At 40.9% G+C, this 24,193-nt stretch carries 22 protein-coding genes; 1 reads left to right on the forward strand and 21 read right to left on the reverse strand.

Annotation, left to right across the window (positions count from 1 at the left end; translation table 11 throughout):
• Positions 1-371 precede the first annotated feature (371 nt).
• The 15 genes from HMPREF1116_RS05270 to miaA all read right to left on the reverse strand — a co-directional run bounded on the left by HMPREF1116_RS05270 (position 372) and on the right by miaA (position 12,917).
• Entirely contained in the window at positions 372-929 is a 558-nt protein-coding gene (locus tag HMPREF1116_RS05270) for an SMI1/KNR4 family protein (RefSeq protein ID WP_001185400.1), read from the reverse strand.
• Positions 930-940: 11 nt separating this feature from the next.
• Positions 941-1,663, reverse strand: coding sequence for a DUF4241 domain-containing protein (locus tag HMPREF1116_RS05275; protein ID WP_000413612.1), 723 nt, complete (start codon positions 1,661-1,663; stop codon positions 941-943).
• A gap of 52 nt (positions 1,664-1,715) precedes the next feature.
• The gene (locus tag HMPREF1116_RS05280; protein ID WP_000423958.1) at positions 1,716-3,467 is read right to left on the reverse strand and encodes a glycoside hydrolase family 13 protein; all 1,752 of its coding nucleotides are present in this window, start codon (positions 3,465-3,467) and stop codon (positions 1,716-1,718) included.
• Between the two features lie 238 nt (positions 3,468-3,705).
• Positions 3,706-3,900, reverse strand: a complete 195-nt coding sequence (locus HMPREF1116_RS05285; protein WP_000794365.1) for a helix-turn-helix transcriptional regulator — start codon at positions 3,898-3,900, stop codon at positions 3,706-3,708.
• Positions 3,901-3,906: 6 nt separating this feature from the next.
• Positions 3,907-4,236, reverse strand: coding sequence for a hypothetical protein (locus tag HMPREF1116_RS05290; RefSeq protein WP_001230569.1), 330 nt, complete (start codon positions 4,234-4,236; stop codon positions 3,907-3,909).
• 306 nt (positions 4,237-4,542) lie between these two features.
• Positions 4,543-5,346 carry a hypothetical protein gene (locus tag HMPREF1116_RS05295; protein WP_000517232.1) on the reverse strand — a complete coding sequence of 268 codons (804 nt, stop codon included), beginning with the start codon at positions 5,344-5,346 and terminating at the stop codon, positions 4,543-4,545.
• An 18-nt stretch (positions 5,347-5,364) separates the two neighbouring features.
• The gene (locus HMPREF1116_RS05300) at positions 5,365-6,114 is read right to left on the reverse strand and encodes a hypothetical protein (protein WP_001014339.1); all 750 of its coding nucleotides are present in this window, start codon (positions 6,112-6,114) and stop codon (positions 5,365-5,367) included.
• Entirely contained in the window at positions 6,111-6,698 is a 588-nt protein-coding gene (locus HMPREF1116_RS05305) for an SMI1/KNR4 family protein (RefSeq protein WP_007554904.1), read from the reverse strand. The genes HMPREF1116_RS05300 and HMPREF1116_RS05305 overlap by 4 nt, the downstream gene beginning before the upstream one ends.
• A 43-nt stretch (positions 6,699-6,741) precedes the next feature.
• Positions 6,742-7,806: an ankyrin repeat domain-containing protein gene (locus HMPREF1116_RS05310; protein WP_001085621.1), complete on the reverse strand. Its 1,065-nt coding sequence runs from the start codon at positions 7,804-7,806 to the stop codon at positions 6,742-6,744.
• 2 nt (positions 7,807-7,808) lie between these two features.
• The gene (locus tag HMPREF1116_RS05315; RefSeq protein ID WP_000394424.1) at positions 7,809-8,246 is read right to left on the reverse strand and encodes a hypothetical protein; all 438 of its coding nucleotides are present in this window, start codon (positions 8,244-8,246) and stop codon (positions 7,809-7,811) included.
• Positions 8,247-8,465: 219 nt separating this feature from the next.
• Positions 8,466-9,221 (reverse strand): SDR family NAD(P)-dependent oxidoreductase, encoded by a 756-nt coding sequence (locus tag HMPREF1116_RS05320; protein ID WP_000104110.1) that lies wholly within the window; start codon positions 9,219-9,221, stop codon positions 8,466-8,468.
• Positions 9,222-9,241: 20 nt separating this feature from the next.
• The gene (gene rnz, locus HMPREF1116_RS05325) at positions 9,242-10,171 is read right to left on the reverse strand and encodes a ribonuclease Z (RefSeq protein WP_000354327.1); all 930 of its coding nucleotides are present in this window, start codon (positions 10,169-10,171) and stop codon (positions 9,242-9,244) included.
• A gap of 14 nt (positions 10,172-10,185) precedes the next feature.
• Entirely contained in the window at positions 10,186-10,809 is a 624-nt protein-coding gene (locus HMPREF1116_RS05330; RefSeq protein ID WP_000129683.1) for a cystathionine beta-lyase, read from the reverse strand.
• Positions 10,802-12,040, reverse strand: coding sequence for a GTPase HflX (gene hflX / locus HMPREF1116_RS05335; protein ID WP_000573173.1), 1,239 nt, complete (start codon positions 12,038-12,040; stop codon positions 10,802-10,804). The genes HMPREF1116_RS05330 and hflX overlap by 8 nt, the downstream gene beginning before the upstream one ends.
• Complete coding sequence (miaA, locus tag HMPREF1116_RS05340; protein WP_000850162.1) at positions 12,033-12,917, reverse strand: tRNA (adenosine(37)-N6)-dimethylallyltransferase MiaA; 885 nt, start codon at positions 12,915-12,917, stop codon at positions 12,033-12,035. The genes hflX and miaA overlap by 8 nt, the downstream gene beginning before the upstream one ends.
• Positions 12,918-13,037: 120 nt before the next feature.
• Between miaA and HMPREF1116_RS05345 the strand changes: the two genes are divergently transcribed.
• Entirely contained in the window at positions 13,038-13,208 is a 171-nt protein-coding gene (locus HMPREF1116_RS05345) for a DUF3042 family protein (RefSeq protein WP_001051776.1), read from the forward strand.
• 117 nt (positions 13,209-13,325) lie between these two features.
• Here the strand turns inward: HMPREF1116_RS05345 and HMPREF1116_RS05350 are convergent, their stop codons facing one another.
• The 6 genes from HMPREF1116_RS05350 to HMPREF1116_RS05375 form a co-directional block, all read right to left on the reverse strand.
• On the reverse strand, positions 13,326-14,165 hold the full coding sequence (locus tag HMPREF1116_RS05350) for a thymidylate synthase (RefSeq protein WP_000158643.1): 840 nt from the start codon (positions 14,163-14,165) through the stop codon (positions 13,326-13,328).
• Positions 14,166-14,266: 101 nt separating this feature from the next.
• A complete protein-coding gene (locus HMPREF1116_RS05355; protein ID WP_000078555.1) occupies positions 14,267-15,226 on the reverse strand; it encodes an ROK family glucokinase in 960 nt (319 codons plus the stop codon).
• A 104-nt stretch (positions 15,227-15,330) separates the two neighbouring features.
• On the reverse strand, positions 15,331-16,191 hold the full coding sequence (locus HMPREF1116_RS05360; RefSeq protein ID WP_001042202.1) for an excalibur calcium-binding domain-containing protein: 861 nt from the start codon (positions 16,189-16,191) through the stop codon (positions 15,331-15,333).
• A 43-nt stretch (positions 16,192-16,234) separates the two neighbouring features.
• A complete protein-coding gene (locus HMPREF1116_RS05365; protein WP_000766563.1) occupies positions 16,235-16,858 on the reverse strand; it encodes an alpha/beta fold hydrolase in 624 nt (207 codons plus the stop codon).
• Entirely contained in the window at positions 16,859-18,580 is a 1,722-nt protein-coding gene (pabB, locus tag HMPREF1116_RS05370; RefSeq protein WP_000554836.1) for an aminodeoxychorismate synthase component I, read from the reverse strand. It abuts the gene before it with no gap.
• Between the two features lie 132 nt (positions 18,581-18,712).
• On the reverse strand, positions 18,713-24,028 hold the full coding sequence (locus tag HMPREF1116_RS05375; protein WP_000390142.1) for an SIALI-17 repeat-containing surface protein: 5,316 nt from the start codon (positions 24,026-24,028) through the stop codon (positions 18,713-18,715).
• Positions 24,029-24,193: the final 165 nt, after the last annotated feature.

Raw genomic sequence — 24,193 nt, forward strand, 5'->3', positions numbered from 1 at the left:
ATAATTAGTAGAAAACTTTGAAAATCTGAATGTACATTTAGTGAATGATTTTACTAAAAAAGGCGGTAGGACGGAAATCGATAGACAAAGTCTCGATTTCGTAGTCCCAGCCCCGCGAGGATGATTAGGAGCTTTTTGGAGTCTAATACTCAATGAAAATCAAAGAGCAAACTAGGAAGCTAGCCGCAGGCTGTACTTGAGTACGGCAAGGCGACGCTGACGTGGTTTGAAGAGATTTTCGAAGAGTATAAAAGACGAACAGAAAGTTCAATCAGCTACCGCGTCAAAGTTTGATTGCTAATAAAAAGTGAGGGCGGGATCTTTTGTCCCAACCTCTTTTACGGTCTATCAAACTGATATTTCTTATTAGATTATTGACTAGATTTCCCCTTTTCCAGTAGCTTGACCATCTCATCTTTACGTTCTTCTAACTCTGCAATTTGCTGCAGCAAAAGCTCTGAAAAATCACATTCAAGCTCTTCAGTTTCGCCACTATTAAACCAATCTAGAGCTACTATATGATTGTCCTTATCAAAGCAGAAAATCACATCTCCATCCCCGATGATAGATAGAAATGGAATATAGTCAACAAATCCTAAATCATGTAATTCCTTAGTTTTTATTCGAATGTCTAGGAAGTCTGGGATGCCATTTGCAATTCCCAAGACCTTGATACCTCGGCAGAAGGTCCAAAAAGGGGCTACATCGTAAGCCTTGGCTCTTGGCCATAGCTCTTCCCTGACTTCCATAAAGAGACCTCCCAGAGCTGACATGGTGAATTCCCTGAAATCTTCTGGCAGACGAATGCCGTATTGATTTTCAAAATCCTGAACATCTTCTTCCGATGGTTCATTGCCCATGCAGGCGACAACTTGATAAGTTTCCTTATCATAGTGACGAAAATAATCATAAACTTCCTTGAGTGCCATTATCCAACTCCTTATCCTACATAGATATACTCAATAACCACATCACATAGTTGATGATCCTTGTCATAGCCAAAGTAAACAGGATAATTTCCATCTCCAAAACCAGATTGAATCATTGGAATAGTCAGGTCTGTATGTGGTATTTTAAAGTTAATCCAATCACCGCCTTCTCGTTGATATAGGGGATGTTCTATGGCATTTTGAGCAAAAATTTCCTCAAAGAAATCATCATAGATGTTTTTTTCAGGATTTTCTTGATACCATTTTTCTTCAAAATCACAGTAGGCATTTTTTGTCTCAACATCCACAATAGTTGCCAAGCCTGCATCGACTGAAAATCCAAAATAAGAATCTTCTTCAACAGAATCCAGGTTTTCAGTACCAGTTAAAGCTTCATAGTAAACAACTGGAAGTTTATCTGTAAATTGAACTCTTGTTGCAACATACCTATAATGATCTTCTTCGATTTTAACTACCAAGGTTTTGAGAGGAAATGTTCCTTTTGGAACGGTCTCTAAATAGGGTTTTTCATTCCTACGGAGCCAGACCAAGGGATCCCTAACTAAAATTTCTCCACTTGGGAAGGTCACTTCCCCCATATCTAAGACAAAGACTTCCTTGCCGTCTATTTCTTTCATCTCGAAACACGCTGCGTAATTGACAGACGAGGTCAAAATATGTTTGATTTCTTGGTATTTTTGCAACCATTCTTCAGAAACTTGAAGTTTTTCCATCGGTCTTTCCTTTCTAGTTTAAAACAAGCATGTGTTGGAGTTAAAAACCGGTTTAAATCGAATCTAAATAAACTACAAATCCATCTGGTAAGATGACTTGATGTCCATCTTCAAGCTGGCAATGACTAGCTAAATCAACTGAATCTCTATCTAAAACAAAATTCTCAGAAGACTGGTTAAAGATGGCTTGAACTTCTTTCCCTTCATAGTTCCATTTCAAAGCTAGAACATCTGGTTTCACTTCTTCTAGCTTATAGGTTCCATATTGAATAATGCTTGAAATTTCCTTACGGATCTTGATTAATTGCTTTATGAAATTCAGCATATCATTGTCCTCAGAAACACGGTCCCAAGGCATGACACGACGGCAGTCAGGGTCTGGTCCCCCTTTAAGTGCCAGCTCTGTTCCGTAATAGATACAAGGGGTCCCTTTTTGAAGGTAGAGGAAGGCAAGGGCTGCCTTGACATGCTGCACATTTCCTTTTGCAGTTGTAAGGATACGCTCTGTATCATGAGAATCTAAAAGGTTAAACATCACTTCAGCAATTTGTTGCTTGTAGTACATAGACTGGCTGTTGATTTCTGAAATAAATTGCCCCGTCTTTTTACGCTGACGCAAGAAATAATCCTTGATACTTTCAGAAAGCGGGTAGTTCATAACCGCATGGAACTCATCCCCTTGTAGCCAAGGCTGAGACGTATGCCAGATTTCACCCAAGATGTACAAATCAGGCTTTTTGGCTAGAACTGCCTTTCTAAAATCTCTCCAGAATTGGTGGTCAATTTCATTGGCAACATCCAAGCGCCAAGCATCGATATCAAAATTTTCAATCCAGTAGGTCGCAACACTTAAAAGATAAGCTTTCACCTCAGGATTTGCTGTATTTAACTTAGGCATATAGCTAGCAAAGGCAAAGGTATGATACGGTAGTTCTCTTGGGTTCTTAAGTTTATCCTCAGTAACTGGAAATTCTTGAATATGGAACCAATCTTTATAAGGGGAATTTTCTCCATTCCTTAGAACATCCTGCCATTGGGCTGACTGATCTCCGATATGGTTAAACACTGCATCTAACATGATTTTGATGCCCCGTTTATGGGCTTCCTCTACTAGATTACGAAAGACTTCCTTGTCTCCAAAGTGACGGTCAATTTCAAAATAATCCGTCGTGTCGTACTTATGATTGGTTGTTGCTTCAAAAATCGGACATAGATAAAGTCCAGTGATTCCCAAATCTTTAAGATAGTCTAAATGATCAATAATCCCTTGTAAATCTCCACCAAAAAAGTCATCTCTATTAGGTGCAATGGCTGCATTCCACTCTCGAGCTCCACCTGGAGTCAGTGTATGATTTCCATTCGCAAATCGTTCTGGGAAAATCTGATACCAAACGGTATTTGAAACCCAGCTAGGAACTTGGCAACCGTCGATTTCGTGAATGTAAGGAAGCTTGAAACCATTACCTTCAGCATCCAAATTTTCTTGAGTATGTTCTACACAACCCTTATCTCCATAGAAGACACCCTGACCTTCCTTATCAAGGAGTTCAAAGAGATACTGAATTCGTGCAAAATCAACCGATACTGTAACCTGCCAATAATCAAATAAAGCATCCGAGGTTACTTTAGTCATTTCTTTCTTAGCTTCATACTTATCTTCAATGAAAATAAAGGGATCTCCATAGTGCAAAATGACCTGCTGGACATCATCTTTCTTGGTTCTAATTCGGATATGTAGCTGACCTTCTTTGTACAGATAAGCATACTCTGATTCTGGTCTATGATAAATGGCTGTTAATTCCATAGTTTGTCTCCTAAATAATCACTATCAAAAACGCAAACGCTTTCTTAATCGATGTTTCTAGTATACTATTTTAACTGTTTATTTGCAATTTTTATACCAGTTTTACGATAGATATATAGATGGACAAGGGTAAAATTGAGTAGACTATTTTTGAGCTTTAAAAAGAGAGTTTCCATGAACCGGAAAACTCTCTCATCATTACGGGGCAGATGATTAAAATAAATGCTATCTGATATCTTTAATCCTCTAGAACGAAAATTTCTTCAACATGTAGTCGCAGCAATCTTGCAATTTTCATTGCTAGTTCAAGTGTAGGATTGTACTTGTCATTCTCGATAGCTATAATGGTTTGTCGACTAACGCCTAATATTTTTGCCATATCTTCCTGACGTAGTCCTTCAGACTTTCTTAACTGTTTGATATTATTTTTCATACAGCATTAGTCTTTCTGAAAACAATAAATGCCAATCGCCAAAACTACGATAAGGATAAGAACCATCAAAATTACTCCTTGAACAAGTTTATTTGGTTCTTTAAACTCTTCATCACCATCAATCATTTTCTGTTTTATTGCAAGTTGTGTAAATCCTTGAACAGAAATAGATAAACATAAAATCAAACATGGTAACATTTCAAGTTCAATGCCTTTTGTAATAGATTGATAAATATTAAATACTGTCCATCCACATAAGCCAAATAGAGCCGTTTTATAACCCCATTCCTCAGAACGTAGCTGAATCGCTCTGTCCATTTCATCCATTTTTCTCATGGTTCTGTTCCTCCAATCTGTCAAAACAATGTTAAGAGTCCTTTACATTTTTTATTATACTCCAAACCGCTAAAATGTCAAGATATTTTAACATTTTTTTGTTTTTTATTTTCTTCATCTATTCTAAGAATATTCCAAACTCAGCCTCACAGCCTAGTCAATCTGACAAAGGGCAAGTTCTTTTAATCCTCTGTCGTAAAGGAAGGTTAAACAAAAGTTGTCTGTCATATTTTGAAGCTTGTGTTTACTCATTCCTCTAGGCAAGGCTATATCGCACAATTCTCTTGTTACCAGAGAAAATAGCTTTTACTTGCCCTTCCAGTCATCATTCTTAAATAGGGGGCTCAGGATAAGATAAGGCGAATCCGTAAAGAGTCCATTGACACCAGCTTTTTTACCTAAAGTCTTTAAATGTTCAGATTCTAATAACTTTTCGATAATACGACCATCACTAGAGATTTTAACTAGGGCATAATAGTCCATGCCCCATTTATTGACGGAGGTTTGGTTTTCTCCCGAAGTAAAGGCATAAAGCTCTTGCTGCCAACATTTCAGACTATCGATTTTAGGACTAGCGTCCGAGCTCCTGTCGTGGTGGTTTAAACCGTTTTTATCAATATGCGAATAAGTGGTCCACTTAGCCTGCTTTTTCTCTCTATCAAATTCTAAAAGGGCAAAGTTTCTTGCCTGATTTGTATAAACTTGATCTTCAAAACACACGGGTATCTGGTCGCTATCTGATACTATTTGAAAATATCTCTCTTGTGCCTCTTTAGGAAGTATACTTTGCGAATCCTTTATAGCAATGATTTCTGGATGAGAAAAATCACCAGTATAATAGACTATTTCCTTACCAGCCTTGATGATGCCAATATTTTGTCCATCTGTAAAGAGTAGAGACTCTTCCTCCCAAACATGGTCACAAGCCCAAGCATCTATCTCCTTCACACCCAAAGGCGATACTTCAAGCAGACAGTAGCGATTGAAATCTTCCTTCTCACTGGTCAAGACAAAGGCTCTACCATCCTGTAACATGACAGAATTGAGAACACTATTGTAATCCTTGTCAAGCTCCCATTTGTTCAATAGTCTTAACTTTAGCTTCCCCATTTTCTTCCCCTTAAACGATCACCATTCATTGATGGCAAATAGAATAGCTAATCGAATATTTCTTAGCAACTGATCCGAAAGTTCATCGTACACTTGACCCAGTCCTTTATCTTGTGCCAGCCATCCAGGTTCATCATTCCATGAGCCCATTCCTCCAAAAACATCCGCTGCACTTGCGGCTCTAAATATATTTTGATTTTGTGGCGGAATTTGAGGCTCCTCTAGCACCTTAGTAGCATCAAGGTCAAGGATATGGTTTCTAGCAGAGTGAAAGACTTTTGCAAAGTTTTCACATTCAATTTTACTTGCTAGATCTTCTATACGAGCCAATACGTCCTTAAATTCTTCCAGATTATTTTCATAGTGGGGAATGTCTTGAGAAGACCTTTCCCATTCATACTCGGTGTAGGTGACATCCCAGCCTCTGACTGGGGAAGCAGATTCCCAATTTGGTAGGAAATAACTTGCCTTCCCATCTTTATAAAAACAGAGAATTGCACTCTGTGTTGTATTAGAGAATCCTAAAATACCTCTGTCTTCAACCGAAATAGGACAAAATAATTTTAAATCCTTCAAACCTTTTTCCTTAAGGTTTTCAAACCAATCAGATACAGAAAGTTCTGTAGCTTCCCCATTTTCTGACGGCAAAATTTGAAAGCTCAATTTATTTGTATATTTTTCAGGCTTATAGCATATTTCTTTACCACTTTTTAAAGCCTTCCTCGCGGCTGCCACGATACAGGCTATCTGATACATTTGTCCGTTCATATGATCTCATCCACTATCCCTTCAATCAACTCCGTAAGACTTTCTGCTACATAGATAATTTCATCAGGATCATGGATGTAGCAAATAATCTGCCCTTCCTGACCCTCTCGGTCTGGATCAAAATCCAGCATAAGATAACAAGAGTCACAATACTGAGCAAAAGGAAGCCATTTTTTATTAAAAAGATAGGGCTTTATTCTACTATCACGCATATTTTCCAGATCTTGATTAGAAAAATAATCTGGGAAATCCGTCAATAGAGCATCCCTATTTTGAAAGTATTTTTTACAACTTTCCATTTCCTGCAAACTCATGAGAGAAAAAGGCAGCTCTCTCTGGTCAATCACACAAGGTAAAATAGAGAAGTATTTACTCCCATTTTTGTAGCTATAAAGCTCTTTGAAGTCACTAGGTAGACGAATACCAAGTCTTTCCTCAAAGGCTTGAAGCTCTTTCTCGGAAGCACCAGAAATTTTCTGATAATCAGCCAGGTATTCCTCTTCCGCAGGATCATCCAAATCCCAGTCTTCAAAATACTCACAAATATAAGTTTCTATTTTCTTAACTTGGTCAATTAGTTGCATCATTTCACCATGATTTCTTTTTTTATCTGTCTTCCAATGCTTTTTAACGCTTATAACTTGTTTTTTCTAGGAGAAGGGGTTCAGGATTTTGCTTAATCCAAGCAATAGCTAGCTGACACAGACGGTCTAGACTGGCTTCATCATCACTTTCTTTGCTATGAATTCGCGCAATGACTTGCTTGCTTTCTTCCAATTCTTGGTCTGAAAGGGGATTTCCCAGAGACAAGTATTGAGGGAGAGCTTGAAGCATTTTTCTATAGTCCCTGTCCCAGTTGGCCCCACCATTGCGATCCAGTTCATCTCGAACTCGACCTGGTATACGGATAACTTCTCCCTGAACAGTTTTTGCTGCGCCACTTGAAGGGATTAAGAAGGACCAAAGTTCCTCATATTGCTCCTCCCAAGTTCCTTCTTTGACCAAGATTGGTGCACTGCCATCATGGGTTATTCGTTTGGCTACTGGCTTGACATCAAACAAACGATAAAGTATGGCTAAACCTTTATCTGCTGCTTCCAAATAGTCAGGATTGATTCCTTCTCTATGAAACTCAAAATCTTTACCAATATTTTCGACCTTTTCTTTCATAGCAGGTGTTTTCTTAGCACCAGCATCCAGTAGCATAGAGGCGATTTCAGCTGTTTGGGCAATATAGATTCCCCGACAGACAGTGAGAACTGAGTCTAGGGGAGTTTGCCCCCTATCATTTTTAGAGTTAACACTTGCTCCCTTTTCTATTAGAAGCGCAACGGTCTTAGGATGAAAAAACTCAGCTGCCATGTGCAGAGGTGTATTTCCGTAAGTATTGCTTTTTTCAATATCTGCCCCCAATTCAAGCAAGAGTTTTACAGTCTCTCTTCCCATGGTTGCCTGACGGTACAAAGGAGTTGCACCATAATAATCAGGGATATTAATATCTAAGCCCTGTTCGACAAGCCAGATAACCAGCTCATCAGGAACCCCACCAAAATGCAGAGCCGTACTTAAACTATATCTCCCGTTATGGGCAGTTAGCTCACACTTGTTATACACAGCCTTTAATTGGTCAATATTGCCATCAGTTAGTAGTTCATTAAAATCCTTGGGTAAGGTTACTCTTTTCTTTGCCATCTTTAGTTCCTTTCTTCTGCTACAGCATCTAGGGCAAGCCAATGAAGATTGTCAACCGTTTTCAAAGTCAGGACTTGTCCATCATAATCATTTTTCAACTCAAGACCGTCTTGCTCAATAGATATATTATTGTACCAATGATCTAGGCTGGCGTATTTCCCCATATGAATGTTGATGAGTATACTGGTTATCGGATCCCACGTTCCTTTCTTAACAGTTTCAGCTAAAAGGTAGTAAGCGTCTAAAAATATGAGATTTCTCCCATAGATCCAAAAGGGCAATTCAAGTTCTAACAAAGGCAACTTGGCAGAAAAAATCTCATCACCGTGCGGTGGCACGGTTTCATAATGAAATTCTATCTCACTGCCATAATAGGCAATCAAGGCTCCCTGACATCCGATATTTTGAGGAATTCCCTCCTCAGCTACAATAAATTCCATGACCTGCTCCTTCTATCTTGACTTCATAATCTTCTACTATAGATATACTTTTAGTTATGTTAGACTCGGAGTTTATTCTGTCTTTAATCTGCTTTCTTATCTCAATTATACTCTAAAACTATCAAATAGAGATGAACTACCAGTATTTTCAGGGATTATTTTTGATGAATAGTCGCCCAAAGATATAGAAAAAAGCCATTCCTCAAGGGAACAGCTTTCTCACTTATAATTAAAAGTCTCCCCAGCTAACTTATCTGCTAACTTGGGAAAGAGGGTGTAAAACCTATGGGCTAGATTGAGCAAGATTGGAAGATTTAGTTCCCGTTTATTTTTTCCTACGGTTTTGACGACCTTTCTAGCTACTGCATCTGGCTCGAGTAGGAAACGATCAACCAATTTTAGATAACTGCCGTCTGGGTCAGCTTGGTCAAAAAAGGGCGTACGAATCGGACCCGGATTGACCGTTGTCACATAGACACCATAAGGCATGAGTTCGAGCCGTAAAGCATTTGAAAAACCGATGGCCGCAAACTTGGTCGCCGAGTAGAGACTAGACTTAGCAGTAGCGATCAAACCTGCCATGCTGACGATATTGATGATATGACCTTTTCGTGTCTCCTTCATACGAGCTGCAACTAACCGAGACAGATTCATTAAAGCAAAGGTGTTAACCTCAAACATCTGATGAATATCTTGATCAGAGATCTTGTCAAAATCTTCAAAGATCCCGTAGCCAGCGTTGTTAATCAAGACATCAATCTTGCCATAACGCTGATAGAGTTCGGCTACTAAAGTTTCTAGGACTGTACCATCGGTAATGTCAATCTCAACAAATTCAGCCTGTGGATGATTTCCGTATAGTTGAGCTAATTTTTCCTTGTTTCTACCCAGCAAAATCAATTGATCATTGGGCAAGAGTTTGACCATTTCTTGAGCTAGACCACCACTAGCACCCGTAATGAGAATAGTAGACATATTTATCCTTTCTCGAGATCCTAGATTTCCACTTCTTCTAGGTCTTTAACCACATGGACATTTTCAAAAATCGTTGCAGCATCTTTCTTGAGTTGGCTAATGTCTTTTGAAAGGAAGCGTGCACTGATATGGTTGAGCAAGAGTCGTTTGGCTCCCGCTTCTGTTGCCACCTGCGCAGCCTGCATATTGGTTGAGTGACCGTGGTTGCGGGCAATCTTCTCATCACCCTTGCCATAAGTGGACTCATGGACAAGAACATCTGTATTGACTCCAAGACGCACACTAGCATCTGTTTTTCGAGTATCTCCCAAAATGGTGATAATCTTACCAGGGCGTGGTGCTGAGATATAGTCTGCTGCCTTGATCTCGGTGCCGTCTTCTAGGACAACATCCTGACCGTTTTTGATTTTTCCAAAGAGTGGTCCAAATGGCACACCAGCAGCCTTGAGCTTTTCAGCATCCAAGGTCCCTTCTAGATCCTTTTGCATGACACGATAACCCACACAGAAAATAGTGTGATCCAACTCTTCCGCATACACCGTGAATTTATCTGTTTCAAGGATTTTCCCAAGAGAATCTTGGTCAAATTCATGGAAATGAATCTTATATGGCAGACGTGAACCAGAGACACGCAAACTAGTTAAGACAAATGACTTAATACCTTGGGGACCATAGATTTCCAAATCCGTCTGCTCTTCATTGGCTTGAAAGGCACGACTAGAGAGAAATCCTGGCAAGCCAAAGATGTGGTCTCCATGCAAGTGGGTGATAAAGATTTTGCTGACCTTGCGTGGTCGAATCGTAGTTTCCAGAATGCGATTTTGTGTTCCTTCGCCACAGTCAAAGAGCCAAACTTCGTTAATCTCGTCCAAGAGTTTCAGGGCAAGGCTTGAAACGTTGCGGGCTTTGGAGGGCTGACCAGCCCCCGTTCCTAAAAATTGAATATCCATTCGATACTTTCTAATTAATCAATATATAACATAGCGGTGCGGTTTTCTGAGCGATAATAAAGCTTACCAGTATAGGCTTTAGCTTCTTGTAATAAATCTTCTTGACTATAGCCTTTGAGACGCTTGCGACCATCTGCCAAGCTTTCCAAATCTGTCAAAGCTGTAAGATTTTCCACGTTAACAACTTCCTCTTCTCCGATTGCCTTCATGTAAATTTTCCCAGACTCCTCAAAAACTAGCTGATGGGGGAAAATTTGCGCAATTTCAAAAAGCAAGTCAGCTGTGATTGTTTCCTCAGTTTCTGAGAAAATCCGACCCAGACCTTCTTTCTCATAGCAAAAACCAAAAGATTTGCCTGACAGATTAAGACGAATAAAGGGTTTGCTTTCTTCCGTGAAACTTGGTTCAGTATTATAAAGGTTTAGCTCCTGAGTCAATTCCGCAAAATAATCTGTCGCAGCTTGAGGACTTTTTTTCTGGTAGAGTTCTGCAAAGTAGGCATTCACTACGCTGGGGGGAGGGGTAATGAGAGCTAGTTGCTCCTCTTCAGACCTACCAGCTAGAAGCTGGTCCAAATATACCTTGTCTAGACTTGTATAGCCACCATATTTGAGAGCTAATGATTTGATATCAGTCATAAAATTCTTCTAATCTCCATTTATTTTTCTCAGAAATGTAGCCTTTAATGACTTCGCCGTCATCTTGGTAGTCACGTTCTTCTAGGATAGCAACACTCTCTAAATCATGAATCTTGTAAGACTTAGAAAAAGGCACGCGCAAAGTAAAGGCTTCAAAAATTTCCTTGATCTTATCTAGCAATAAAGCTTGCAACTGTTCTCGACTATCTTTAGACTTGGCAGAAATCAATGCATAAGGCGTTTGAGTAGGCGTGAAATCTTCCACCAAATCCGCTTTATTATAAAGGGTTAGGCGAGGAATATCCTCCATGTCCAAGTCTTTCATGATAGAGAGGACCGTTTTTTCATGTTCCTCATGGTAAGGATTGCTGGCATCGATAACATGAACCAAAAGGTCTACATGCTTGCTTTCTTCCAAGGTCGACTTGAAACTAGACACCAACTCTGTCGGCAAATCTTGAATAAACCCAACGGTGTCAGTCAAGGTAACCTGAAGATTGCCCCCCAGATGGATGCTCTTAGTTGTCGCATCCAGAGTCGCAAAGAGCTCATCTGCCTCATACTGGGTCTTGCTGGTCAAAGTGTTCATGATAGTTGACTTTCCAGCATTGGTGTAGCCAATCAAACCAATCTTAAAGGTACTTGACTCCAAACGTTTTTCTCGAACTGTCGCTCGATTTTTCTCAACGACTTTGAGCTGACGCTCGATATCTGTGATTTGGTTACGAACACTACGACGATTCAGTTCTAGCTGACTTTCACCAGGTCCACGAGAACCAATGCCCCCAGCCTGACGGCTGAGCATAATTCCCTGACCAACCAAGCGAGGTAAGAGATACTTAAGCTGGGCTAGGTGGACTTGAAGTTTTCCTTCATGGCTTCGAGCCCGCATGGCAAAGATATCCAAAATCAACTGCATTCGGTCAATAACCTTGACTCCTAGCACTTCCTCTAGATTGACATTTTGACGTGGTGTCAAACGGTTGTTGACGATGACAGTCGTGACTTCTTCTGCATCCACCATTTGAGCAATTTCTTCTAATTTACCAGATCCGACAAAAGTCTTAGAGTCGTATTTTTCACGTTTTTGTCTGTAACTATCGACTACAACCGCACCAGCCGTCTTAGCCAGACTAGCCAGTTCTTCCATGGAGAGGTCAAAATTATCCATGCCCTGGAGTTCAACACCAATCAGCAGGACTCGCTCCTCTTTTTTCTCCGTTTCAATCATTTAAAAACTCCTCAATCTGGTTTAAAATACGGTCTTTTACACCAGATTCTCCTATCTGATAAAAGGTCACCTGCATGCGATTACGGAACCAGGTTAGCTGGCGCTTGGCAAAACGACGTGTCGCCTGTTTGAGGCTGTCACTAGCTTCTTCCAGGCTCTGCTCACCTCGAAAATAGGGAAATAGTTCCTTATAGCCAATCCCTTTAGCAGCTTGAACATCTGGATAATGGTCAAACAGCCACTTGGCTTCGTCTAGAAGTCCAGCTTCAAACATCAAATCCACACGGTGGTTAATCCGTTCATAAAGCTGACTACGCTCATCATCCAAGCAAATAATCAGTGGCTCATATAAAGTCTCTTGATTTTCCAAATCATGACCAAAATGGGCAATTTCCAAGGCACGCATAGCACGACGACGATTAAACTGGGGAATCTCAAGACCTGCTTGCTCCACCAGATGAGCTAATTCCTCATCTGTATAATGTTCCAAACTAGTCCGATAGGCTAAAATGTCCTCATGAGGTGTCTCTCCACCTAGATGATAGCCCTCTAGCAGACTCTGGATATAAAGTCCTGTCCCACCAGCAATAATAGCGAGCTTACCTCGACTTTGAATATCCTCAATAGCTGTCTTGGCCTCTGAAACAAAATCAAAAGCCGAGTAAGACTCGGTTACCTCTCTCACATCAATCAAGTGATGAGGAACACTTGCCTGCTCCTCTGGACTAGCCTTGGCTGTCCCAATATCTAGTCCTCGATAGACTTGTTGGCTATCTCCACTAACTACTTCACCATTAAAATGCTTAGCAACTTCAATGGCTAGAGCTGTCTTTCCAACTGCAGTCGGTCCAACAATCACAATTATTTTTGTTTTCATCTTTTTTCCTTGAAAAATTCCCATTTTTTCGTTACTATTATTATATCATAAAAAGGTCAGTCAGAAAAATACGACCTCTTGAGGTAGCTGGCTGATTTATAAGTTAAAGGAGGAATACTCATGGCTAAAGGATTCGCTAAAGGTCTTGTAACAGGTATTGCAGGAACTGTCGCTGCAGTTGCAGGTGCAGTATACGCAGTTAAAAAGAAAGTGATCGAACCAGAAGAACAAAAAGCAGCTTTCATCGAAGAAAATCGTAAGAAAGCAGCGCGTCGTCGCGTATCACACTAAGCAACAAAAGAAGTTGAGATTTTTTCTCAACTTCTTTTTTTCTATTCTTTTATACTCAATAAAAACCAAATAGGAAACTAGGAATCTAGCGTGGTTTGAAGAGATTTTCAGAGAGTATTAAATTGCCAAGTCAAACTTCAACTGTGGCTTGACTGGATCATAATCAACCAGCTCAAAATCCTCTGCTTTAATATCAAAGAAGTTGGTCTTGTCTGGTACATTTAAGACCAAACGTGGTTGGCAATTTGAAGGCTCACGACGAAGCAATTCCTGAGCTTGTTCAAATTGATTGTCATAAATGTGAAGGTTATTGATAAAGTAGAAGAATTTCCCAACTTTCCAACCAAAGTGTTTAGCAATCATCATCTGAAGAGCCACATACTGCATAGCATTGATATGATGAGCCACCAGCATGTCATTAGAGCGCTGGGTCAAGGTCGCATCTAGATAGATGTCCCCATCTACTCGACGGACATCAAACATGGTCTGGAAGGCACATGGAAGAAGACCATCTGTCTCCTCAAAGGCCTGATAATCCCAAAGTGAGATGATATTGCGACGGTTCCAAGGATTGGCTTCTAACTGTTTGAGAATCTTGTTAATGATGTCATGCTTCTTAACAACAGCCCCATAACGTTCGCCGATTGTCCCTGTATCTCTCACTTCCCAATCATTCCAGTAGTGAACATTGTACTTGTCATTGAGTACTTCCAAACTATTGGTCTGGTCTTGGTAGATCCAAAGTACTTCCTTGATGGCTGATTTGATTGCGATGGGGCGCAAGGTCGTGATGGGAAATTCCCCCTTAGACAAATCGTACTCCGCAAAAGCACCTGTGATGTACTTGGAGTTAGCTACTGTTCCATCCTTATACTTGGGACGAGCTTGTTCTGAAAAGACTCCTTCATTGAGAATTCGCTCGATATTTTCTTTAAAAATCGTGTCTGCTTTTGTCATTTACTCTCACCTCAATTATTGTCTTAACTAGTATAGCATAAAAAAAGAAAGGAGGAAAATCACTCGCTTACGGAAAGCAATTTTCTCCTTTTTATGTTTATTTATTGCAATACAAGTGATGCTGCTCCGATAACTCCAGCGTCATTTCCTAGAGTGGCAAGAGCCAGCTTAGTGGTTATACGAACTTGTGGGAAGGTATTTTCATCATAAACCTTTTGCACGCCTTGGAGAAGGAAGTCTCCTGCAGCTGATACCCCTCCACCGATAACAATTGTTGATGGGTTAAGGATTGAACCGATGTTGGCACATGCAATACCCAAGTAACGTGAGAAGTTACGGTAAACGATCAAAGCAAGGTCGTCCCCTTCTTTTGCCAAATCAAAGACAGTTTTAGCTGTTACTTCTTCTCCGTCATCAATCAAACGTTTCAACTCTGCATCGCCTTCGTATTCATCTGCATAACGACGAGTCAAGTTGACAATCCCTGTTGCTGAAGCTACTGTCTCAAGACAGCCTTTTTTACCACACGTACATGCGATTGGTTGGTCAAAGTCAACTGTGATATGTCCAAGTTCACCTGCAGCACCAGCAACACCGTGGAGTAATTTACCTTCTGCTACGATACCGCCACCAACACCTGTACCAAGTGTCATAAAGACAACGTCTGGTTGGTTTTCACCAGCACCCATCCAACGCTCACCAAGAGCTGCCACGTTGGCGTCGTTGTCAATGAAGAATGGAATACCCAAGGCTTTTTCCATTTTTTCTTTGATTGGTTGAAGAGTTTTCCAGTTGAGGTTATAGGCACCGATAACAGTCCCTTTTTCACGGTCAACCACACCAGGTGATCCCATACCAATTCCACGGAAATCTTCAGCAGACAATCCAAGCAAGCCCAAACGATGTTGAATCGATTCAATCATATCGTCTACGATATGACTTCCTTCATCCAAAATGTTAGTCTTGATAGACCATTTTTCTTGGATTTCTCCTTCTTGCGTTAAAATAGCGAACTTGATAGAAGTTCCACCAAGGTCAATCCCAATAATCTTTTGACTCATCGTCTTCTCCTTATCCTTAATTGAAAATGCTTACAGTACTAGTATAACAAAATCTGACCATCAGTGCAAAGGTTTGCATTAACTTTCCAGAATTTTTTTCTATTCTATGGTTTCCACAAACCAGAGGCATCTACATAGTAGCGCCCACCATCTACTCGCTCATTTTTTGCCATTTTACCATCCGATTTCAAATAGTAGTTTCCTTGCCATGCATTGCGAGCATAAGATCCATCTGATTTCAAGTAATACCAGGCTTGGTAGGAAGAGTCATAGACCCACTCACTCTGAGCCATTTTACCATTTGACTTAAGGTAGTAAGCACCTTGCCAAGTATTATGCGCATAAGATCCATCTGATTTGAGGTAATACCAGGCTTTGTAGTAAGAATCATAAATCCATTCACCCTGAGCCATTTTACCATCTGATTTGAGGTAGTAACTTCCTTGCCAAGTATTGCGTGCATAAGATCCATCTGATTTGAGGTAATACCAGGCTTGGTAATAGTTATCGTATACCCACTCATTTTCAGCCATTCTTCCATCTGACTTGAGATAGTAAGCACCCTGCCAAGTATTTGTTACTGGTTTCCCATTTTCAGAAAAATAGTACCAAGATCCATTCTGACGAACCCAGCCACTTTCAGCTGCTACACTAGGAGCAGATACTGCACTATTTGGTGTTGCACTATTTGGTGCTACATTGTTGTTAGCTTGAGATGCACTCGTCTTTTTCTCTTTTAAAACTCCCTGAGGCGCATTCTTCGATTCACAAGCAATCCCATCATGATCCTTATCCAGGGTAGCAGAATAACCTGGTTCTCCCTTATGAATATCTGCATAACCATTCTCCCAAGCTTCCTTACAGCTTGAAAAATGGATACTTTCATCTGCAACAACAGGATGTAAAAACAGAGCAAGGACAGGTAAAGAAACTAGGCCTAGTTTTAATAGATGACGTTTGTTCATGATTTTCTCCTAAAATTATAATATCAATCTCAATATTATTTTATCAAACTTGTTTCAGCAATTCAAGAAAACTTCTGGTTAATTCTGCAAACTCTTTTGGTTTTGCCCTATTCAGGACATGAGGGCCGTCAGGGATGATCTCAAACTGGGAATCTGGCATCAGTTCATGAATACTTTTCATTGAACTGAGGTTTGGCTTATCCTGACTACCACAGATCAACAAGCTTGGGTAGGGACAATTCTTTGCAATCTCTCTTAAATCAAGTGTTTTTAATTCCTCAGAAACTCCAACCATAAGAGCCTTATCTGCCCCCTGCTTCTCATATATCCTCTTAGGAAGCAATTTGAATCTCAGCAACTGAATGTAAAAAGGAATATTACCTGCTAATTTCAGTGGACATCCTGACAAAACCAAGGCCTGAAGATTTGGTATCTCAAAACTTGAAAGCTCCAATGCAAGTGCAGCCCCTAAAGATAAGCCAACTAAGACAAAAGGTTCTGTTTCCTTTGATAAGTGCTGATAAATGCGTTCCTTGGCTTCTTGGTAGGTCCCAACTCCTGAAGGAAATAAGTCCAGGGCTTCAGAGGGATAATCTGCCAGCAAATCCTGAACTTCTTTCCAACTATCTGCTGACTGTCCCAAACCGTGTAAAAATATTAATTTCAATTAGTTCTCCTTTACTGACAATTCATACAAGCCCCTGACTGCATTACAGCCATAGATGGCTTCTGCCAGTTCCAAATCAGAAATAGTCAATATTTTCTCTTCTACCTCTCCGCTTTCAAGCAAGTGTTGACGATAAATCCCTGGTAAAAGACCTAGCTGACTAGGAGGTGTATAGAGCTTACCATCCATTTTTAAGACCAGATTGCCAATAGAGGTTTCAAGCAATTTTCCATCAACAGTGTAATAGATGATTTCCTGCTCTCCCATTGTCAAATGTGGTCGGTGTGTCGTCTTAAAGTAGGTAAAGGCCTGCTGCAAATCAGCTTCTTGCAGACAAAGTTTAGCCTGACAGAAGCTATAACTAAGTGGTGTCAATACTTGTCGATCAATTTCTATTTTTCCAGACTTATTGAGACTGATTCGCAAACGGTAGTCTTGATGAAAATCACAAGCTTGACACTCCTTCTCTATTGCTTCTATCAAACCAGCTTCTTCAAATGGAAAGGTAAAGTAACGACTAGCCTTTTGTAATCTTTCTAGATGTTGCTTTTCAAAGAGCAAGGTTTTCTGGCTGATTTTTCCTGTCGTAATCAATTGAAAACGAGGCTGTTTGCGATAAAGAACAGCTGCCTTTTGCTGGACTTCACGATATTCTGACTCCCAAGTGCTATCCCAAGTGATACCTCCACCGACTCCATAGATGGCTTGCTCTCGATGCAGTTGAATGGTTCGAATAGCCACATTGAAAATCCGTCGTCCATTGGGAAGCAAGATACCAATCGTCCCACAATAAACTCCTCTAGCTTGTGGTTCCAAGTCCTTGATAATTTCCATAGTCGCTATCTTGGGAGCTCCTGTAATGGAGCCACATGGAAAGAGTGAACGGAAAATTTCTACTAGGTCAATATCTGGTCGTAACTGACTCTTGATGGTCGAAGTCATCTGCCAAACTGTAGAATACTGTTCCACCTGACATAAACGTTCCACATGCTCACTTCCCACCTCAGACAGACGATTCATATCATTGCGCAAGAGGTCCACTATCATCATATTTTCTGAACGATTTTTGGGATCTTGCTCCAACCAAGCGGCCTCTTTCAAGTCTTCTGCATCAGTCAGACCACGTTTAGTCGTCCCCTTCATAGGACGAGTTGTCAATTCACGATCATTTTGTTCAAAAAAGAGTTCTGGACTCATGGAAATTACTGCCATGTCGTCATGTTCAACATAGGCATTGTAACCTGCTTCCTGCTCTACCACCATACGATTGTAGATAGCAAAAGGATTAGCAGACAACTCCTGCTTGAGTTGAACCGTATAATTGACCTGATAAGTATCGCCCTGTCGTAAATGATGGTGAATCTGAGCAATGGCCTTTTCATAGTCCTCTGCAGATGTTACTTCCTGCCAATTTGAAGGCAAATCCACCTCCTCATAAGTCAGAGGAATGCTAGATTTTTCAACGCTGTCATGAATAGTGAAATAGAGGAGATACTCTCCTAACAAGGGACCCTCGTGAACCACCAACTTCTCCTCAAAAGCTGGCGCAGCCTCATAGCTGACATAACCCACCACATAATAGCCCTGTTCTTGGTAGCTTTCCACTTGAGCTAACAAGTCTGTCACTTCTGCTAAATCTCTGGTTTTTAACTCTTTGATAGGCTGGGTAAAGGTGTATCGCTCACCCAAAGCCCTAAAATCAATCACTGTTTTTCTATGCATATCCTAAGTATACCATAAAAGCCAGACCCCAACAGGATATCTGGCAATTTTATTCTTTGAGAATGATAAAGTAGATGTGACTTTCTAAGAAAATCTAAAAATAGTAGACTCTTTTATCACTTCAACTTTTATCTATCCTTTAGGAAAAAGTTCGGATGAAAAGGCATCTGTCACCTGCAATAGTTTTTGGAAGACTTTTTTCTTCAGAGCTACTGTATAATTGGCAACTGAGCCTCCATACTTGAAGTTTCGGTAATCCGTTTCTACTGCTTGGTCAAACAAATATTGCAATTTCTCATAAGAATCAATTTGCTGACCATCAATTTCAAAACTATGGATTCCTCGTTTTGCCTTGGTAATAATAGCGTCAAACCAGGCCTTCTTCCATTCTTCCAAGTTCTGGAACTTGCCTTTCGAAACCTTCTGGATAATGAAATCATCGCCAAGGGTGTCACGTCCCTCGCTCAGCGCCTCATCCTTGTATTTATTAGAAGCATATCCTAGGAAACCATTTTCGTAACCATAATAACCCCACATACGGAAGGCATTATGCTTGAAGGAGATGGCTCCAGGAGCTCCCTGACTTGTATTTCCACCGTAGATAGCATCCACCATCTTAACATTGACATAAGCTGTCTTGAGTTCTTCTGGTCGGTAAGTTCCCTGATAATGCCTATTGGTGATGATGTTATTTTTGATTAGATCATCTACAGAATTTAGCTGAGTCTTGGCTTCCTCATCTGTCAATGGACGGACATAGTCCCACTGATTAGGAGCAAGGAGTTTATTGTCCTTGTCCTGATAGCGCATCTGCTTGGTCATCTTGCTGAACCAAGCCTTCTTCAAAGCCAGATCATTCTTAGCGAGAACTCGTTCTCCTTCCAGATAATCTAGAAGCATCAAAGCCTCATTATAACCTTTCATGTAGTGGTCAATCTGCTGACGTGTTTGCAACTTGGTTGGATCTGGATTGTACCATTGATCCCCATCATTTGGTCGCATGTAAGCCATGTTGAGCCCGAGAGCGCCATATTCACCCTGATGGCCTTCCTCAGCCGGTGACTGGAGCATACCCTGAGCATAGGCTTCTACATAGGTTCCTTCACGATGTTTGTATCCCCCCAGATAGACAATACGATCGTTGACGTGAGTTGTCTCATGGGTGTAGACAGACAAACCATACTCACTCATCATATCTATTTCTACAAAGTGAACAGCATCTCTGACATTGATATTAGGATAGATAGAGGCATAGGCTCCTAGCTTATTGTCCTTATAGTAGCGACCTGCTGGCCCAAATACTTCACGAATTGGCGCGTAGTCTGCCATACCACTTGTATGTCCATAACGCTCTACCCAGCCACGTCCATCAACGCGATAGCCTTCCCAAACTGGTGTAGCTACATTAAAGTCACTCTTAACCATACGGTCTTTGACATCATCAGCGGCAAGTCGATACCAAAAGTCCAAGTAAGTCAACTGACGGTCCGCGACTAGGTCAATGTCAGCTTTCATCTGGTCTATGGTTTTGCCAGATTTATCAGCTGATCCGAAGGTAATGGTATTGTAGTTGGAAATCAGGAACATCTGTGCCTTCTTCACATTCAACAAAGGCAGAATCATATTGCGATGCAACCAGTTATTAAGATTGTCATAAGCTCGATGCTTCCGATTTGCAATTTCTTGATTCTTCGAAGCTCGCTCTGCTATGTACACATGGCCCTTGGTGGCATTCACAAACCAGTCATTCATATCCTTGTCAGTCGTCAACAGCTGTCTGTTGTAGTCTAAGAAGGCATGTAAATCTTCAGATTTTGTATCCTTGGCTAAGACTCTGGCAAAAGTTTCATGAGTCTGGTCGCCTTTTAGGTTGCTTTCTCTTGAACCGAGTTCAATCAACCGATCTAAGATATCCACATTTTGGCCATAAAAATCTGGTTTAAAGAGCATGAGTTCTTTCAGATTGTAATCGGCAAATCGGATACCATAATAGCGATTGAGATAAGCAAGTCCCAGCATGATAGCAGACTGGTGATCCTGAACTTTTTGCTTCAAGGAAGCCATGCTAGCAGGTGAATCATTCCACTGGTAGTCTAGATTTGTAAGTAACTTATCAACCAGAGTTCCCAGCTGAGCTTTGACTTCTACAAAGCTTTCTTCTAGGTACCAATTCTTCACGGCCTCAACCTTTTTATCAAGGCTAGTGGTTTGATCATCTAGGATTCGATAAACTCCCTCCGACTGTAAGTCCACTGTTTTCAGGATAGATGTCAATTCCTTAACAAGGGCTGAACGGTCCTTAACCAGCATATCTGGAGTATACAGCACATCCAAGTCGGCAATCTTGTATTCCTTGATGGCAGTCAAGCCAGAATCTTGCGAGGTGATTGCAAATACATCCTTGGTCTGGTCTGCATAATGAACCATGATATGGTCTGCCACTGACAGGTCCGTCACAAATTCTTGCCCCTTCATAGCAATAACAGAGACTACCTCTTTCTTGGCTAGATTGTGATCAAGATCCAGCTTGTTTCCTTGATTTACAATCCATTCTTTATTGTAGAAAGGTTGCAATTTTTCAAGGTTTCGATAGGCTTGATCATGGCGACTATCATAATCTTGAATATCCTGATAAGTGTATTCTTTTACAGCAGAAATCGTAGGAGAATCAGCACTTGACTTAGCCAAGTAGTAACTGTAGCCTTCTTCAAAGGTTTTCTGAGCATTACGTTGAATCAAGTCAGTTGCCTCAGCAGTCACCTTGTAATACTCTTTTCCGTTTATTCTCTCAGTTTGAATAGACTTGATGGCTAAACGGCTAGTCTTATGGTCCTCTGAACTAATCTTGAGGTAGTAGTCTTCCAAGTTCATTGGCGCTTCTGTCAAGTGTTGAATCTCAGACTCTCTGCCATTGTCAACCTTGATAAGGCTTGTTTCCTTGACGTCTTTTATTTCTAGTTTTTTAAGCTCTAAACGAAGCTTCTTGTCCTCAAGCAGAGTGCTCTCCTCACCCTTACCACGATTAAAGACCATCTTTGTAGATATGGTGTAATCCGTATAGAGTTTTAGATTGTCAACTGTTGCTTCCAGTTGATCACTCGTTAAGTCAATGGTCTGATCCTCTAACCCCTTGGCTTTGATAGTGGCACTAATTTTTGAGACGGTAACGCCATCTGCCTTGTTCAGATTATAACTTAAGCGAGCTGAACGGCCCATCGAATTTCCAGTAATATTTGAAAGAGTTAGGACAGGTTCAGGTTTAATTTCTTCCTTTTCCTTACTTCCACGGATGATAACCTGATCTTTAGCTTCTTTTAAAATCCGTGTTGTTTCTTTCGGCTCTGAAATACGTTTCCCATCTTTTTCCTCATAGCTGGTAACAATCTCTTTCTCACCATCTTGACCGACTTGCTCAATTCTTGTTTCACCGACAAGCATGTCTGGATCAATCTTTTCCCTAGTTTGTTTAGGAATCAACTCTTTTCGGACTTCAATATGTAAAGTCGGGTTTGTATCCTGAATCAGCACTTCAGTAGCATTCACACCACCACTATAGCTAGGGATTTCCTGTTTCAAAGTATCAACGGGAACTGCACCACCTTCATAGTCTTGTAAGGTTTCAGCTACTGCTCCTTGGCCATTAACACCACCCTCAAATGTTGGTTTTGTTGGCTCGACTAAGGAGGCACCTGATACGCCACCTGTAAACTCTGGGATTTCCTGTTTCAGAGTATCAACTGGAACTGCGCCTCCTTCATACTCTGGTAAGACTTCAACTACTGTACCTGGACCATTGACTCCACCTTCAAATGTTGGTTTAGGTAGCTCGACTAAGGATTCGCCGGATACGCCACCTGTAAACTCTGGTTTGTCATGGACTTCTGGGACGCCACTTTGACTACTCAATTCGGGTGTATACTCAGGCAAAGCTTCAGCTACTGTACCTGGGCCATTGACTCCACCTTCAAATGTTGGTTTTGTTGGCTCAACTAAGGATTCACCGGATACACTGCCTGTGAACTCTGGGTGCTCCTGTTTCAGAGTATCAACTGGAACTGCACCACCTTCATACTCTGGTAAGGCTTCGGCTACTGTACCTGGGCCATTAACTCCACCTTCAAATGTTGGTTTTGACGGCTCGACTAAGGATTCGCCGGATACGCCACCTGTAAAGTCTGGTTTGTCATGGACTTCTGGGATGCCACTTTGACTACTAAATTTTGGGATATACTCTGGTAAGGCTTCGACTACTGTACCTGGGCCATTAACTCCAACTTCAAATGTTGGTTTAGTTGGCTCAACTAAAGATTCACCTGATACACCACCTGTGAACTCAGGGAGGTCCTGTTTCAGAGTATCAACTGGAACTGCACCACCTTCATAATCTGGTAAGGTTTCGGCTACTGTACCTGGGCCATTGACGCCACCTTCAAATGTTGGTTTTGTTGGCTCAACCAAGGAGTCGCCGGATACTCCGCCTGTGAAGTCTGGTTTGGCGTGGACTTCTGGCACACCACTTTGACTACTCAATTCTGCTTTATACTCAGGCAAGGCTTCAGCTACTGCTCCTGGGCCATTGACGCCACCCTCAAATGCTGGTTTAGACGGCTCGACTAAAGATTCGCCAGATACTCCACCTGTGAAGTCTGCTTTGTCGTGAACTTCTGGCACGCCACTTTGACTACTCAATTCTGGGGTATACTCTGGCAAGGCTTCAGCTACCGCTCCTGGGCCATTGACGCCACCTTCAAATGTTGGTTTAGTCGACTCGACTAAAGATTCGCCAGATACTCCACCTGTGAATTCGGGAATTTCATGAACGGCTGCTTGATTTACTGGTTTTGCAGGAATTTCTGAATTTTCACTAGATGTTAAATCTTGCCCTGTTCCTCTTAAATCCGACTCTAATAAATAGCCGACATAATCATAGCCTTTAATGTCAATAATCCCTTGAGAGAAACCATCTGCAGACACAAGGGTTTTAGTCTGATCATAAGCTAGCAAGTCCTTGTGTTCAAAAGCAAATACTTGATAAGGTAGTAATAAACTCTTACCTACAGAAGCAATCAATAACACTCCAACTATCTTAGAAGGTTTTTTCTTTGAAAATAGGAAAACCACCAAACTAGCAGTCAAAAGACCAACACCAGCCAAGGGGAAGCTGATAGATCCAGTTTGAGGTAAGACGGCTTGTCCCTTCTTGCGATAAACTAAATAATAGTTATCTTGGCTCAAATCTTGTGGCAATTCATGATGAATGAGTTCACGTTCAGCAGCTGTCAACTCCGATTCTGCTAAGTAATGAAAGGAAACTTGCTTGGTTTCATCAGCCTGAACCAGTTTCGGTTCAAGTGTTCCTCCAATGAAGGCAAGTCCAATCAATACCGAGCCCACTCCCATGCTCAGTTTACGAATGGCAAATTTTTGTAGCTTTTTTCTATCTTCCATGTCAGCTTTGTTCTTGTCCTTAAAGACATCTCCTTTATTCCGTTTTCATAATCTTATTATAATATTTTGTTGATTTTTTTACAAAATATTTTCGAGATAAATCGAACATTTTTAATTTGGTAGATATTTCAATAAATCATCTGGCTAGCGACCTAGTTATTAGTA

This window comes from Streptococcus sp. SK140 (assembly GCF_000259525.1).
Classification (GTDB): domain Bacteria; phylum Bacillota; class Bacilli; order Lactobacillales; family Streptococcaceae; genus Streptococcus.

Coding starts and splice junctions, on each gene's coding strand:
- HMPREF1116_RS05270 (WP_001185400.1), bottom strand. CDS start 929: ATGGCACTCAAGGAAGTTTATGATTATTTTCGTCACTATGATAAGGAA.
- HMPREF1116_RS05275 (WP_000413612.1), bottom strand. CDS start 1,663: ATGGAAAAACTTCAAGTTTCTGAAGAATGGTTGCAAAAATACCAAGAA.
- HMPREF1116_RS05280 (WP_000423958.1), bottom strand. CDS start 3,467: ATGGAATTAACAGCCATTTATCATAGACCAGAATCAGAGTATGCTTAT.
- HMPREF1116_RS05285 (WP_000794365.1), bottom strand. CDS start 3,900: ATGAAAAATAATATCAAACAGTTAAGAAAGTCTGAAGGACTACGTCAG.
- HMPREF1116_RS05290 (WP_001230569.1), bottom strand. CDS start 4,236: ATGAGAAAAATGGATGAAATGGACAGAGCGATTCAGCTACGTTCTGAG.
- HMPREF1116_RS05295 (WP_000517232.1), bottom strand. CDS start 5,346: ATGGGGAAGCTAAAGTTAAGACTATTGAACAAATGGGAGCTTGACAAG.
- HMPREF1116_RS05300 (WP_001014339.1), bottom strand. CDS start 6,114: ATGAACGGACAAATGTATCAGATAGCCTGTATCGTGGCAGCCGCGAGG.
- HMPREF1116_RS05305 (WP_007554904.1), bottom strand. CDS start 6,698: ATGCAACTAATTGACCAAGTTAAGAAAATAGAAACTTATATTTGTGAG.
- HMPREF1116_RS05310 (WP_001085621.1), bottom strand. CDS start 7,806: ATGGCAAAGAAAAGAGTAACCTTACCCAAGGATTTTAATGAACTACTA.
- HMPREF1116_RS05315 (WP_000394424.1), bottom strand. CDS start 8,246: ATGGAATTTATTGTAGCTGAGGAGGGAATTCCTCAAAATATCGGATGT.
- HMPREF1116_RS05320 (WP_000104110.1), bottom strand. CDS start 9,221: ATGTCTACTATTCTCATTACGGGTGCTAGTGGTGGTCTAGCTCAAGAA.
- rnz (WP_000354327.1), bottom strand. CDS start 10,171: ATGGATATTCAATTTTTAGGAACGGGGGCTGGTCAGCCCTCCAAAGCC.
- HMPREF1116_RS05330 (WP_000129683.1), bottom strand. CDS start 10,809: ATGACTGATATCAAATCATTAGCTCTCAAATATGGTGGCTATACAAGT.
- hflX (WP_000573173.1), bottom strand. CDS start 12,040: ATGATTGAAACGGAGAAAAAAGAGGAGCGAGTCCTGCTGATTGGTGTT.
- miaA (WP_000850162.1), bottom strand. CDS start 12,917: ATGAAAACAAAAATAATTGTGATTGTTGGACCGACTGCAGTTGGAAAG.
- HMPREF1116_RS05345 (WP_001051776.1), top strand. CDS start 13,038: ATGGCTAAAGGATTCGCTAAAGGTCTTGTAACAGGTATTGCAGGAACT.
- HMPREF1116_RS05350 (WP_000158643.1), bottom strand. CDS start 14,165: ATGACAAAAGCAGACACGATTTTTAAAGAAAATATCGAGCGAATTCTC.
- HMPREF1116_RS05355 (WP_000078555.1), bottom strand. CDS start 15,226: ATGAGTCAAAAGATTATTGGGATTGACCTTGGTGGAACTTCTATCAAG.
- HMPREF1116_RS05360 (WP_001042202.1), bottom strand. CDS start 16,191: ATGAACAAACGTCATCTATTAAAACTAGGCCTAGTTTCTTTACCTGTC.
- pabB (WP_000554836.1), bottom strand. CDS start 18,580: ATGCATAGAAAAACAGTGATTGATTTTAGGGCTTTGGGTGAGCGATAC.
- HMPREF1116_RS05375 (WP_000390142.1), bottom strand. CDS start 24,028: ATGGAAGATAGAAAAAAGCTACAAAAATTTGCCATTCGTAAACTGAGC.